This is a genomic window from Neptunomonas sp. XY-337, assembly GCF_004959845.1.
Classification (GTDB): Bacteria; Pseudomonadota; Gammaproteobacteria; order Pseudomonadales; family Balneatricaceae; genus Neptunomonas; species Neptunomonas marina.
This window is the reverse complement of record NZ_SPLL01000003.1, coordinates 469,811-482,575: the sequence shown is the minus strand read 5'-3', so window position 1 is coordinate 482,575 and position 12,765 is coordinate 469,811. Positions and strand designations below refer to the sequence as shown.

Annotated in this window: 14 protein-coding genes; 6 read left to right on the top strand and 8 right to left on the bottom strand. The window is 52.1% G+C overall.

The annotated features are described in order from the left end of the window. From E4L36_RS09395 to miaB, 4 genes are read right to left on the bottom strand one after another with little or no spacing between them, the layout of a single operon-like run. Positions 1 to 846, bottom strand: coding sequence for a transporter associated domain-containing protein (locus E4L36_RS09395; protein WP_127693225.1), 846 nt, complete (start codon positions 844 to 846; stop codon positions 1 to 3). A 9-nt stretch (positions 847 to 855) separates the two neighbouring features. Continuing rightward, entirely contained in the window at positions 856 to 1,311 is a 456-nt protein-coding gene (gene ybeY / locus E4L36_RS09390) for an rRNA maturation RNase YbeY (RefSeq protein ID WP_136680382.1), read from the bottom strand. Further along, positions 1,308 to 2,303, bottom strand: coding sequence for a PhoH family protein (locus E4L36_RS09385; RefSeq protein ID WP_136680381.1), 996 nt, complete (start codon positions 2,301 to 2,303; stop codon positions 1,308 to 1,310). Before E4L36_RS09385 ends, ybeY begins: the two co-directional genes overlap by 4 nt. 20 nt (positions 2,304 to 2,323) lie before the next feature. Continuing rightward, positions 2,324 to 3,673, bottom strand: coding sequence for a tRNA (N6-isopentenyl adenosine(37)-C2)-methylthiotransferase MiaB (gene miaB, locus E4L36_RS09380; protein WP_127693222.1), 1,350 nt, complete (start codon positions 3,671 to 3,673; stop codon positions 2,324 to 2,326). 155 nt (positions 3,674 to 3,828) lie between these two features. Here miaB and E4L36_RS09375 point away from each other — a divergent pair, with 155 nt between their 5' ends. Then, complete coding sequence (locus E4L36_RS09375; RefSeq protein WP_136680380.1) at positions 3,829 to 4,152, top strand: DUF1820 family protein; 324 nt, start codon at positions 3,829 to 3,831, stop codon at positions 4,150 to 4,152. Between the two features lie 34 nt (positions 4,153 to 4,186). On the opposite strand, the gene E4L36_RS09370 is transcribed toward E4L36_RS09375, so the two are convergent. Together E4L36_RS09370 and epmB are read right to left on the bottom strand one after the other, a co-directional pair. Continuing rightward, the gene (locus E4L36_RS09370; protein WP_136680379.1) at positions 4,187 to 4,675 is read right to left on the bottom strand and encodes a hypothetical protein; all 489 of its coding nucleotides are present in this window, start codon (positions 4,673 to 4,675) and stop codon (positions 4,187 to 4,189) included. 71 nt (positions 4,676 to 4,746) lie between these two features. Next, on the bottom strand, positions 4,747 to 5,766 hold the full coding sequence (epmB, locus tag E4L36_RS09365) for an EF-P beta-lysylation protein EpmB (RefSeq protein ID WP_136680378.1): 1,020 nt from the start codon (positions 5,764 to 5,766) through the stop codon (positions 4,747 to 4,749). A gap of 106 nt (positions 5,767 to 5,872) precedes the next feature. On the opposite strand from epmB, the gene efp reads away from it, so the two are divergent. Further along, positions 5,873 to 6,436: an elongation factor P gene (gene efp, locus E4L36_RS09360; RefSeq protein WP_127693218.1), complete on the top strand. Its 564-nt coding sequence runs from the start codon at positions 5,873 to 5,875 to the stop codon at positions 6,434 to 6,436. A 64-nt stretch (positions 6,437 to 6,500) separates the two neighbouring features. After that, the gene (gene epmA, locus E4L36_RS09355) at positions 6,501 to 7,469 is read left to right on the top strand and encodes an EF-P lysine aminoacylase EpmA (RefSeq protein ID WP_136680377.1); all 969 of its coding nucleotides are present in this window, start codon (positions 6,501 to 6,503) and stop codon (positions 7,467 to 7,469) included. 35 nt (positions 7,470 to 7,504) lie between these two features. On the opposite strand, the gene E4L36_RS09350 is transcribed toward epmA, so the two are convergent. After that, on the bottom strand, positions 7,505 to 8,659 hold the full coding sequence (locus tag E4L36_RS09350; RefSeq protein WP_136680376.1) for a PatB family C-S lyase: 1,155 nt from the start codon (positions 8,657 to 8,659) through the stop codon (positions 7,505 to 7,507). 289 nt (positions 8,660 to 8,948) lie between these two features. On the opposite strand from E4L36_RS09350, the gene E4L36_RS09345 reads away from it, so the two are divergent. Genes E4L36_RS09345 through rimI form a run of 3 tightly spaced genes read left to right on the top strand, consistent with a single transcriptional unit; the run spans position 8,949 to position 11,824 of the window. Further along, the gene (locus E4L36_RS09345; RefSeq protein ID WP_136680375.1) at positions 8,949 to 10,487 is read left to right on the top strand and encodes a 2-isopropylmalate synthase; all 1,539 of its coding nucleotides are present in this window, start codon (positions 8,949 to 8,951) and stop codon (positions 10,485 to 10,487) included. Positions 10,488 to 10,493: 6 nt separating this feature from the next. Beyond that, positions 10,494 to 11,333, top strand: a complete 840-nt coding sequence (locus E4L36_RS09340; protein ID WP_136680374.1) for a hypothetical protein — start codon at positions 10,494 to 10,496, stop codon at positions 11,331 to 11,333. Positions 11,334 to 11,335: 2 nt separating this feature from the next. Continuing rightward, positions 11,336 to 11,824 (top strand): ribosomal protein S18-alanine N-acetyltransferase, encoded by a 489-nt coding sequence (rimI, locus tag E4L36_RS09335; RefSeq protein ID WP_136680373.1) that lies wholly within the window; start codon positions 11,336 to 11,338, stop codon positions 11,822 to 11,824. On the opposite strand, the gene E4L36_RS09330 is transcribed toward rimI, so the two are convergent. Beyond that, a complete protein-coding gene (locus tag E4L36_RS09330) occupies positions 11,793 to 12,722 on the bottom strand; it encodes a diguanylate cyclase (protein WP_136680372.1) in 930 nt (309 codons plus the stop codon). The genes rimI and E4L36_RS09330 overlap by 32 nt on opposite strands. Positions 12,723 to 12,765: the final 43 nt, after the last annotated feature.

The following is a 12,765-nucleotide window of genomic DNA, read 5'->3' as shown; positions in this document are numbered from 1 at the left end:
TCAGGAGTCGAGCGGGTTACGTTTCACTTGTAATAAACGGATACGGCGGTTATCCGAAGAGAGCACCTTGAAGGTAAAGTCTTCGATATGCACCTCTTCATCCTTGCGCGGCAGGTGCCCAAACTGCTGTGTCACAATGCCGCCAATGGTATCGAACTCATCGCTTGGGAAGCTGGCATCGAAGTATTCGTTAAAATCATCGATCTCGGTGAGCGCTTTTACGATGTAAGCGTTGTCATCGAATGGGCGAATATTGCCATCATCCTCTTCAACGTCATGCTCATCTTCGATCTCACCAACGATCTGCTCTAAGACATCTTCGATCGTGACAAGGCCTGCGATACCACCGTACTCATCAACCACGATAGCCATGTGGTTGCGGTTAGCACGGAACTCTTTGAGCAGCACGTTGAGGCGTTTGCTCTCTGGGATGAAGGTCGCTTTGCGTAGCTTGCTATAGATATCAAACGCTTGATCGCCATCTTCGATAATCAATGGCAGCAGATCTTTAGCGAGCAGTACGCCGATCACTTCATCGGGTGATTCGCCAATAACAGGAAAGCGCGAGTGGGCGCTGGAGATAATAACGGGGAGGAACTCTTTTGGGGTTTGCTCGGCCTCAACAACGACCATCTGTGAGCGTGGGATCATAACATCGCGAACTTGCATCTCAGCGACTTGTATAGCGCCTTCAATAATGCTCAGGGCCTCGTGATCCAGAACGCTTTCTTCTGCTGCATCGCGCAAAACCGTCAGGACTTCCTCACGTGTTTTAGGCTCATCAGTAAACGCCTGGGCCAGACGCCCCAGCCAACTTCGCGGTTGGCCCGATCGATCTTCGCTCATGGTTGTTTCTTACTCTCCGTTTTCATAGGGGTTGGGAATATCCAAAGAGGCAAGAATCTCAACTTCGAGCGCCTCCATGGCTTCAGCATCTGCATCCTTTATATGGTCGTAGCCAATTAAATGCAAGACGCCATGTATGGTCATATGCGCCCAATGGTTGCGCAGCGGTTTACCTTGTTCTTGCGCTTCGCTGGCAACAACATCCGCGCAGATCGCTAAGTCACCTAGTAGGCTGACAGGAACCTCAGGCGGTGCTTCAAAGGGAAACGAAAGTACGTTCGTCGGCTTGTCTTTACCGCGGTAGTCATTGTTGAGCTGCTGGCTCTCCTCTGGCGAGACGATGCAGATGCATACCTCGCCCTCGGTTTTACGGCCCGTGAGTGCACAGCTGACCCACTGCTCGAAGTCGGCATTGGAGATAGCTTCGAGCTCAACTTCACGCTGTACATCAACGACGAAGCTCATGACTCGTTGCTCTCTTGAGTTTTCTCGAAGCGGTCATAAGCCTCAACGATATGCTGTACTAGCGGGTGACGAACCACATCTTTCGAAGAGAAATGGGTAAAGCCGATGCCTTTCACGCCATCGAGTACATGCAAAGCGTGCTTGAGGCCAGACTTGGTACCCTTTGGTAGATCGACTTGCGTAATATCGCCTGTGATGACTGCTGTAGAGCCAAAACCGATACGCGTCAGGAACATTTTCATCTGCTCGCGAGTGGTGTTTTGGCTCTCATCTAGAATAACAAACGCGCCATTGAGCGTACGGCCACGCATGTAGGCAAGTGGAGCTACTTCAATGATGTTACGCTCAATCAGCTTGCCCACTTTCTCAAAACCCAGCATCTCATACAGGGCGTCGTAGAGCGGGCGCAAGTAAGGGTCCACCTTTTGGGAGAGATCGCCCGGCAAGAAACCGAGCTTCTCACCTGCTTCAACGGCGGGACGAACCAGCAAGATGCGTTCAATCTCTTCGCGCTCTAGCGCTTCCACCGCACATGCAACTGCCAGGTAAGTTTTACCTGTACCGGCGGGGCCAATCCCAAAGTTGATGTCATGGCTCCAGATTGAGCGTACATATTTTTGCTGGTTGGGACCACGAGGCTTGATAAGTGCTTTGCGCGTGCGAATGGCGACTTCCATCTTTTCGTTGCCCGCGCTGGTGGCCGTGCGTTGTTCAACGCCAGATTGCTGCAGCAGCAGGTGAACGCTTTCTGGTGTGATCTGTGCGCCATCCAGTGCGTCTTGATAAAGGTGCTGTAGGATCTCTGCAACCGATGTTGCGGTGGCTGTGTCACCGCTTACATGAAATTCGTTGCTGCGGTTGTTGATCGTTACTTTAAGGCGTGATTCGATCAGCTTTAGGTGTTCGTTTAGCTGACCGCAAAGGCCCGCGAGGGCCTCTGCATCGAAGGGGCTGAGCAGGAATTTAATATCCTGCGTTTGCTGTTGGGTCATATAGGTTTGACGATCCTTGGTTACTGGAGCGTATCCAGTTCGGAGCTTTCCAGCTCACCGCGTAGGGAGTTAGGGAAAGCTTCTACAATTTTTACGTTAGCGAAACGGCCAATCAGGTCTGGATTATCGCTACGGAAGTTTACAACGCGGTTATTCTCGGTACGGCCAGAGAGTAACCCCGGATCTTTCTTGGAGTAGCCGTTTACCAGAATGCGTTGAGTGGTGCCTACCATACGGCGGCTAATCGCTTGTGCTTGCTGGATGATGCGGTTTTGCAAAATCGCTAGACGCTCTTTTTTCGTCTCTTCGCTGACATCATCGGGCAGGTCTGAAGCAGGTGTACCCGGACGGCGGCTGTAGATAAAGCTGAATGAGTTATCGAAACCGATCTCTTGAATCAGGTTCATCGTTTGCTCAAAGTCGAAATCTGTCTCGCCAGGGAAGCCGATAATAAAGTCGGATGACATGGATAGATCTGGGCGGGCCTTCATCAGCTTACGAATCTTGGATTTGTACTCGAGTACGGTATGGCCGCGTTTCATGGCCATCAGAACACGGTCTGATCCTGATTGTACCGGCAGATGCAGGTGGCTAACGAGCTCAGGTACATCAACATATGCTTCGATCAAACTATCGGTAAACTCAACCGGGTGTGACGTCGTAAAGCGGATGCGGTCGATGCCGTCGATCGCTGCAACCATGCGAATAAGCTCGGCAAGATCTGCGGTATCGCCATCGTGAGTAGCACCACGGTATGCGTTAACGTTTTGGCCTAACAGGTTTACTTCACGTACCCCTTGTTCGGCTAATTCAACGCACTCGGTGATCACGTCGTCTAGTGGGCGGCTGACCTCTTCACCACGGGTGTAAGGTACAACACAGAACGTGCAGTACTTGCTGCAGCCTTCCATCACCGATACAAAGGCTTCAGCACCCTCTACTTTCGGGGCTGGCAGGTGGTCGAATTTCTCGATCTCAGGGAAGGAGACATCCACAATACCAACCGAGCCTTTCTTCGTCTCTTCGATCATCTCGGGCAAACGGTGTAACGTTTGCGGGCCGAAGATCATATCAACGTAGGGCGCTCGGCCAAGAATCGCTTCACCCTCTTGGCTGGCAACACAGCCGCCCACGCCAATTTTTAGTGCTGGGTTTGCCTCTTTCAGCTTGCGCCAACGACCCAACTGGTGGAATACTTTTTCCTGCGCCTTCTCCCTGATGGAGCAGGTGTTGAGCAGTAAAACATCGGCCTCGTCCGGGTTGTCCGTCAGTTCCAATGCATGACTCTCGCCTAGTAGATCAGCCATACGGGCCGAATCATACTCGTTCATCTGACAGCCATGAGTTTTAATAAATAGCTTTTTAGCCATTACACACCTTAGTTGGATCGTTTAAAAAAAGACCGAAAATTATACAGCAGCCTTGGCGGTAATCATAGATTTGCAGGGCGTTGTAATTTCCGATTACGTCCCCATCAATGCGATCATAAGCTATCGATTTCAACCCTTTTAGAGAGCAGCTTGTTATGTCTAAAGACGATCGTATCTATCGCGTGATGTTCGTCAATCAAGATCAAGTGTACGAAGTGTTTGTAAAGCATGTTTTTCAGAGCGATATATGGGGCTTTTTGCAGCTTGAGGATTTTATCTTTGGCAGCCAATCCGATTTGGTGGTTGACCCGAGTGAAGAGAAGTTAAAACAGCAGTTTGCAGGCGTGGAGCGTAGTTACATTCCGATGCAAGCCGTGATTCGTATTGATGAAGTGAAGCAGGAAGGGGTGGCCAAAATTACCGATGCCAAAGGTAATGTGGCGGCTTTTCCTATCATGCCGCCACCCACTAAAAAGTGATCACTAGAGCCCCTGCTTGATGCGGGGCTTTGCCTTAGAAGCAAGTGCTGGTTGTAGCGTTCGCTAGCATCTTGCCTTGTGCCATTTCGATGCTGCCATCTTCAAAGATGATCTCGACCTGATCAACATCGATACACGCAACTTGATTGCCTGCCCAGGTGTTGTCCCAACGATGATTATCAACAACGGTTCCCGGCATAATCGGGCCCGGAACGCGCAGGTAGGCGCGCTCATCTAAGCTCTTGCGTGGTTTGACTACATTACCGTTCTTATCAAAAGCGGTCGCACGGAACAGTAAATACTGATAAGTCGCTGCAGAGGTGTTCGTAAAACCAATTTCAGCACCAGACGCCTTCGAGCGTTGCTTCAGAACTGGTGCCATGTTGTTTAAGCTGATCAGAGGCTCAGGCGCAGGTGGCGGCGGTGGCGGTGGTGCAACAACCACTGACTCGCGGCTACAGGCGGCAAGCAATGTTGCCGTTGTGATGATGGCGAACCATCGTGTCAGTTGCATCGTGCGCATGAATCCAAGCCTCTTCGTTTTTATCCTCGGGGTAGGATGTACTGTATAGCAAAAAGTTCCTTAACGGCACACTAAGGCGTATGAGCACCTAGCAGTGTTTTGGAGGGTCTGCCGGGTATCTCTCTGGCTAGGCGTGGCAGTAGGTAGCCCGGAACTTCGCGCTGGAGTGCTTGAACTAGCTGGATCGCTTCGCTGTCCGGTATATCAAAATGAGCGGCACCTGCCACCGCATCCAAAACGAATAGGTAGTAAGGTAAAACGCCTGCACTGAACAGCGTTTGGCTGAGCGCCTTTAGTGCCTCCACCGAATCATTAACACCCCGCAGCAGCACCGCTTGGTTAAGTACGGTTGTATTGCTGTTTTTTAGCGTTGTGATGGCAGCCACTACTTGATCATCCACCTCTTGGGCGTGATTGGTATGCAGCACCACAACCTTATTCAGGCGGCTTGCCTTTAATGTGTTGGCGAGTGCTTCGGTGATGCGGTTTGGAATCACAACGGGCAAGCGGGTATGGATACGCAGTGTTTGCAGGTGTGGGATCGCATCGAGATCCTTAATCATCCGCTCAAGTCGTGCGTCGCTGGTGGCCAGCGGGTCCCCTCCTGAAAAGATCACCTCGTTGATATCGGTTCGCTCGGTTAAATAAGCCAACACGTGCTGCCATTTCTCGCCGCCAAGCTGGTTGTCTGCATAGGGAAAGTGGCGCCGGAAACAGTAGCGGCAGTTGATAGCACAGGCACCGCTTAGCACCAACAACACGCGGCCGTGATACTTATGGATCAGACCGGGCAGTGGGTTGGAGGCCTCCTCCTCTAGTGGGTCTTGGGTATAACCTGGGTGGCTTTCAAGCTCCGCCGCTGCGGGTAAAACTTGTAGCAGGAGCGGATCGTTTGGGTCGCCTTTGCGAATACGCTTGAGATAAGCCGGAGGCACTAGTAGAGGAAACTGATTCGCCGCAGCACTTGAGGCGCTAACAGCGGCGCTGGTACCGGTTAACTCAAGATGTTCAAGGAGTTGCTGAATGCTGAGCTGTGACTGGCGTAGCTCGGTTTGCCAGTTCGCAGGATAAAGTGTTGCTTGCGGTGTCATGAGGCTGGTCTGCAATTGAATTGGCTCGCATTCTGCTTTCAAGTAGAATGACTGTCAATTTTCGGGCTAAGGCCCACTAATGAATCAGTTTTAGGACAGAAATATCATGGCAAATTACTCCGCAAACCAGCTGAAAAATGGCCTTAAGGTAATGATCGATGGTGACCCTTGCGCCATTATGGATTTGGATTTCGTAAAACCCGGTAAAGGCCAAGCGTTTACGCGTGCGAAGATGCGTAACCTGCTTACGGGTCGCGTTTGGGAGCGTACTTTCAAATCCAACGAAAGCGTTGAAGGTGCGGATGTAATGGACCGTGACATGGAGTATTTGTACTTCGATGGTGAGATGTACAACTTCATGGTGCCAGTAACGTTCGAGCAATACGCCGTTGATAAGTCAGCGATCGGTGAGGCTTACAAATGGATGAAAGAGAACGAAACGTGCATGGTGACCCTGTGGAACGATAATCCGATCTCTGTTCTGCCGCCTAACTTTGTTGAGTTAGAGGTGACAGAAACAGACCCAGGTCTGAAAGGTGATACGGCGCAAGGCGGCTCTAAGCCAGCAACACTGAGCACCGGTGCGATTGTTCGCGTACCGCTATTTATCGACCAAGGTGAAGTGCTGAAAATCGACACCCGTACAGGCGAATACGTGAGCCGCGCGTAATATCGACGCAACGCTTAATTTACGGCAGCTTCGGCTGCCGTTTTTGGTTTTAGGAGCATCAATCATGAGCTTGCACTGGCAGCCTTCCACAACAGTAGCCGCGCTGCACCAACGCGCCGCGATACTGGCACAGATTCGCCAACACTTCGCCAATGAAGCGGTTTTAGAGGTTGATACTGCGGTGCTGTCACAATGCGCCGTGAGCGACCCTTTTATCGACTCTTTTGAGCTGTCGTTTCGTAGCCATCCAGACAATGCCGGTCAAGCTTGTTTTCTGCAAACATCGCCAGAGTATGCGATGAAACGCTTACTCGCCGCAGGCAGCGGTTCCATCTATCAATTGGGTAAAGTATTTCGCAATGGCGAGGCTGGCCGCTTTCATAACCCTGAGTTTACAATGCTGGAGTGGTATCGCATCGGGTTTGATGAGCACGCGCTGATGGACGATATCGAGCGCCTGCTCACGCCGCTTCTACCAGACTACCGCTTTGAGCGTATCAGCTATGATGCGCTGTTTGAGCGCGAGCTTGGCATCGAGTTGGCGAGTGCCTCCAATGCCCAGTTAGCTGCGCAGATGCGCCAACATGTGGACGTGGAGCACCCAATGGATGATCGAGATGGTTGGCTCAACCTGCTGATGTCCCATGTGATCGAGCCGCGGCTGCGCGGTAGCGCTGTGTTCGTTACGGACTATCCAGCCAGCCAAGCTGCGCTCGCGCGTTTGAAAAGGTTACCAAACGGGCAACAGGTTGCGGCGCGCTTTGAACTGTTTGTTGATGGTATTGAGCTTGCAAACGGCTACCACGAGCTAACCGACGCCAACGAGCAAGAGCGGCGCTTTTTGCAGGATAACGTGCAACGCAAACAGCTTGGCTTGCCGCAACGGCCCTTAGATATGCGGTTGGTTGCTGCGCTGCAATCAGGGTTACCCGATTGTGCAGGTGTGGCTTTGGGGGTGGATCGGCTCGTGATGTTGGCTACAAAAGCTGCACACATAGAAGAGGTGATCCCTTTTATGTTTGAGCAGGCCTAGCGGCTATTGGCCCCCCTAAGAGGGCCAGACAGGTATTACGCAGGCAGGTGATTGAGCAGCGCTGTGCGAATGCGTTTTACGGCTTCCTCAAGGAGGGGGCGGGAGCAGCCAAAGTTAAGGCGCATAAAGCGGTCATCGCCAAAATCACGCCCCGGTGACATACCGACGCCTGCTTGTTCAAAGAAGCGTGCAGGGTTTTCCAGCTTCGCTGCAGATACATCAATCCATGCAAGATAGGTCGCTTCAATCGGTTTCAGGCTGAGGCCCGGAATCTTATTAATCTCTTGCAGCAGGTAATCTCGGTTTTCGCGCAGATAGTCGAGCTGTACCTTGTTCCACTCATCACCGGCTTCGTAAGCACCGATCGCAGCAGTGTAACCTAGCAGGTTGACGTCGGGCACAATGCCTTTGCGAACCCGGTTAAAGCGTTGGCGCAACTCCGCATTCGGAATGATAGCGAATGAGCAACCCAAGCCTGCAATGTTGTAGGTTTTACTCGGTGCCATCAGTGTAATTGTACGCTGCGCAATCCGTTCGTTCAGGCTGGCCAAGGGGATGTGTTTGAGATGAGGCTCCAGAATAAGATCACAGTGGATCTCATCAGAGCAGATAATCAGATCGTGGCGCTCGGCAAGTGCGGCTAACTGTTCTAGCTCGGGTTTGCGGTAAACCGTGCCCCCTGGGTTATGAGGGTTACAGAACAGCAGCAGCTGCGTTTGTGGTGAGATCGCCTCCTCAAGCTTGGTAAAGTCGATCACCATCCGGTCAGCCACTTCAGTCATCGGCACCTGTGTGACCACTCGGTCTGAGAGGTGTGGGCCAGTAACAAAAGGTGGATAGATCGGCTGTGGCGAGATCACGCGGTCGCCGGTTTCTCCCACCGAGCGGCAGGCTAGGTGTAAGCCGCACACCAAACCGGGTAGCCACACCAGCGCGTCTTTTTCAATCGACCAGCTGTAGATACGCTCCATGCGTTGCACCACCAACTCTTCTAAGCGCTTAGGTGTATTGGTATAGCCGAATACTCCGTGAGATACCCGTTCTTGGAGCGCTTCGATCACGCTTGCAGGCGCCATAAAGTCGGTATCTGCAACCCACATAGGCAGCACTTCGCTATCTTGATAGCGTTCCCACTTTTGGCTGGCGGTGTTACTGCGATCGATAGGGGTATCAAAGTCGTTAAATGTCATAACGTTTCCTGTTCTGTACCGGTGGTAAATTATCAGCTGATACGGGGTGTTTGCTTGCATCTAATCACACATGGCGGAGCTTGCAAATGGACCGAGCCGCTTTATAGTGACGCTTATTAGATGACGAAAACCCGTGAGAGTGCGCCTTGTGCTGATAAGTCGCGCTAATAGTGGTTACTAAAGGCGGCTGTTATCAGGATAGTTAATTCCGCAGCCGCTCATAATTACGATAAAATAGAACGCTTCGCACAGTGTTAAACATAGACTGTGCTCAGTGGGAGTTGGTTCAATGAGCAATAATCAGGTTATTATTTTCGACACAACCCTTCGCGATGGCGAGCAGAGCCCCGGCGCATCGATGACGCGCGATGAAAAGCTGCGTATTGCTAAGCAGCTTGAGAAGATGCGTGTTGACGTTATCGAGGCGGGGTTTGCAATCGCCTCTCCGGGAGATTTCGCCTCCGTTAAAGCGATCGCTGAAGCGGTGACAGAGAGTACCGTTTGCTCATTGTCTCGCGCGCTCGACGCCGACATCGATCGTGCTGGTGAAGCACTGCAGAACGCAGCTTCTGGCCGTATCCATACCTTTATCGCAACGTCGCCTATCCATATGAAGTACAAGCTACAGATGGAGCCAGATCAGGTGATTGAGAATGCGGTACGTGCGGTGCGTCGTGCTCACAATCTGATTAGCGATGTGGAGTTCTCATTAGAAGACGCGAGCCGCTCCGAGCTAGATTTTATGTGTCGCATCATTGAGAAGGTGATCGATGCAGGTGCCCGCACCATTAATATCCCAGACACTGTGGGTTACGCGGTACCAGAGGAGTTTGGTTACACGATTCGCCAACTGTTAGAGCGCATTCCAAATGCAGATAAGGCGATCTTCTCGGTGCACTGCCATAACGATTTGGGCCTAGCGGTTGCTAACTCATTGGCGGCAGTCTCTGCGGGTGCCCGCCAAGTGGAGTGTACGATCAACGGTTTAGGTGAGCGTGCTGGTAACGCATCACTGGAAGAGATTGTGATGGCGTTGCGCACGCGTCGAGATCATCTTGGTCTTGAAACGGGAATCGATACGACGCAAATCGTACCGGCTTCGCGTTTGGTTTCTAGTGTGACAGGCTTCCCAGTACAGCCGAACAAAGCCATTGTGGGCGCTAACGCTTTTGCGCATGAGTCCGGTATTCACCAAGATGGTGTGCTGAAACACCGTGAAACCTACGAAATCATGACAGCGCAGGATGTGGGCTGGAATACCAACCGCATGGTGATGGGTAAACACTCAGGCCGTAATGCGTTCCGCTCCCGTCTTGAGGAGCTAGGCACCAGCTTCAGTTCCGATGCTGAACTCAACAATGCGTTTGCACGCTTTAAAGACTTGGCTGATAAGAAACACGAAATCTTTGATGAAGATCTCGTGGCTTTGGTGTCAGATACCCGTGCTGCCGATGCGTATGAGAAGTTCAAACTCTCATCTTTGAATGTGACCTCCCAAACCGGCGAAACCCCATTGGCGCAGATCACCATGATGGTGGATGGCCAAGAGCACAAAGCTGAATCAACCGGTGGTGGCCCAGTGGATGCCGCACTGTGCGCCATTGAGCAAGTGGTGGCATCAGGTGCATCGTTAGAGCTTTACTCAGTGAATGCGATTACCAGCGGCACCGATTCCCAAGGAGAGGTCACCGTGCGTCTTGAGAAGGGCGGCCGTATCGTAAATGGCGTGGGTGCTGATACCGACATCATTATTGCTTCGGCGAAAGCTTACATTCACGCACTGAACCTGCTGGATGCGAACGTTCAGAAAGCGCACCCACAGGTTTAATCGCCCGTGCATTCTCAGCAGCGGCGCCACCAGTATTTAGCAGCGCTCGGTGTGACCAGTTGGTTACCCCGAGCAGAGCTTGCGGGTGCCAAGCGCTCGGCGGATTGGGTACATACCTTTTTACATCAAGATATTCCGTGGGATGAGTCCGATTACGAAGAGAGCACGCTAGCAGAGCCTGCCTCGCATACCGCTCCGGCGCCGGTCGCAAAATCAGCTCCGGTAACGGCAGCGTCTTTGCAGTTGACCGAACCGAGCCCAATTACTGCGCGTGTGGCTGAAGCATCCAGTGCTAAGCCTAATCAGCCAGTGGCGGATCCATCGCAGGGCTTAGCACCTGTCGCGCTTACGGCGCGCCAAACAGGTACGCCCGTTGCGCCATTTAGGTTGTGCTTTTGGCTGTTTAAGGAGCTTTGGGTGGTGGACAGTATGCCGCACCAAGGGCGAGGGCAGCAGGACCCTGCTTATCAGCGCTTGTGCGCTAACCTTGTGCGTGCTCTGGGTAAAGATGCAGCGTTAACTGTGCCCGCTTATACCCTGACGTGGCCGATGTTAGCGGGTGCTACGTTGGATCAAGGTTTGGAGCAGGCGCGTATTGCGGTGGAGCACAAGCTTAAAAAATACCGCCAAGCTCAGCCCACTCCAAAAGCGATTGTGCTACTCGGAGAGGCCGCTGCGCAGCTAGTTATGCAGCGGGATGAACCCTTGGACCAACTGCGTGGTTTGGCGTTTAGCTATACCAGCGATATCAATGCCATCGCGTCGCTGAGCCTTACCGAGATGCTACGCATCCCCGAGTGCAAGCGTGATGTTTGGCATGATCTTCAGCCGGTCTATCAAGGCTAACTATGGATGTTAAACGCGTCGTAACGCTCACGGAGGAGCAGCTACCTCAACTGTTGGCGTTGGGGGCTGACGCTATGCAAGAGGATGCTTGGAGTGGGACGCAGATCGCCCAGCAGCTTGCTCGGCCACGCAGTATCAATATTGGTGTCTTTGTTGAAGCGCAACTGGTGGGGTTTGTGTTTGCCACCTACCTCTTTGATGAGGCTGAACTTCTGCAGATCGGTACGACAGGCTCGATGCGTGGCAACGGGTTAGGCAAGGCGCTGTTATCGGCGCTGGCAGAGCGGCTGCAGGCAGAAGAGGTGACACGTCTAATGCTTGAGGTTCGATCTTCTAACACTGCGGCACTGGCACTTTATCAACGTGTTGGCTTTGCTCAGGATGGGCGGCGTAAAGGCTACTATGCGGCGCCAAATGAAAGTGGCGAGCGCGAGGATGCTGTACTCATGAGTAGCCCTGTTAGCGCGGTGTTAACGTCTCTTGGAAACTAACGATTCGGTTTCTGCCTTCGCTCTTGGCGTGATAAAGTGCTTCATCGGCGAGCTTAATCAGCTCGAGTGCCGTTTTCGGATTATCCTGTGTTGATGCGATCCCGATGCTGGCAGTGACTAAACCGTTGTGTGGTGAGTGACTATGGGGCAACTGAGCTTTTTTTAATGCCAGCACAATACTGCGGGCAATAACAAACGCACCCTCGGTTTTTGTGTTGGGTAAGATCACCAGAAATTCTTCACCGCCAAACCGAGCCAGCGTATCGGCTGGGCGTTTGAGTTGCTTTTTGATAATGTCACAAAACGCAATTAAGCACTCATCGCCTTGCTGGTGGCCATAGTTATCGTTGTACTGCTTGAAATAGTCGATATCGAAAAGCAGCACACAAAGCGGCGACTGTTCGCGCTGGAATAGTTTCCATGTGCGTTTGAGCTCCTCCTCCATTCCGCGCCTGTTGAGGACGCCTGTTAGAGGGTCAAGTTGCGTTAGCTGTTTTAAGCGGCGGTTGGCTGCATCGAGCGCGTGTTGCATCTCTGAAATACGCGCCATCGCTTTAATTTTCGCCTGTAATACGATGGCATTGACCGGCTTGGTTAGGTAGTCGTCGCCGCCTGCATTGATCCCATCCACGAGGTGCTGCGTATCTGTTTGTGCGCTAAGAAAGATAATTGGAATCCAACGGCTACCCATATCGGTCCGTATTTTTCGGGTAAGATCAAAGCCGTTAATTTCAGGCATCTCAACATCCATGAGGATCAGGTCTACATGTTTGTCGGCGAGAATTTCGAGGGTTTCTTGAGCACCTGATGCGAGCAAGGCCGTGTGGCCGACTTCATCTATGATTGCCGCGACGAGGTCCCGAATGAGCTGGTTATCATCAATGACCAATACTTGCATACGACTGACTGACCTGTATCAACTTGGCTGGGCGAACGCATAC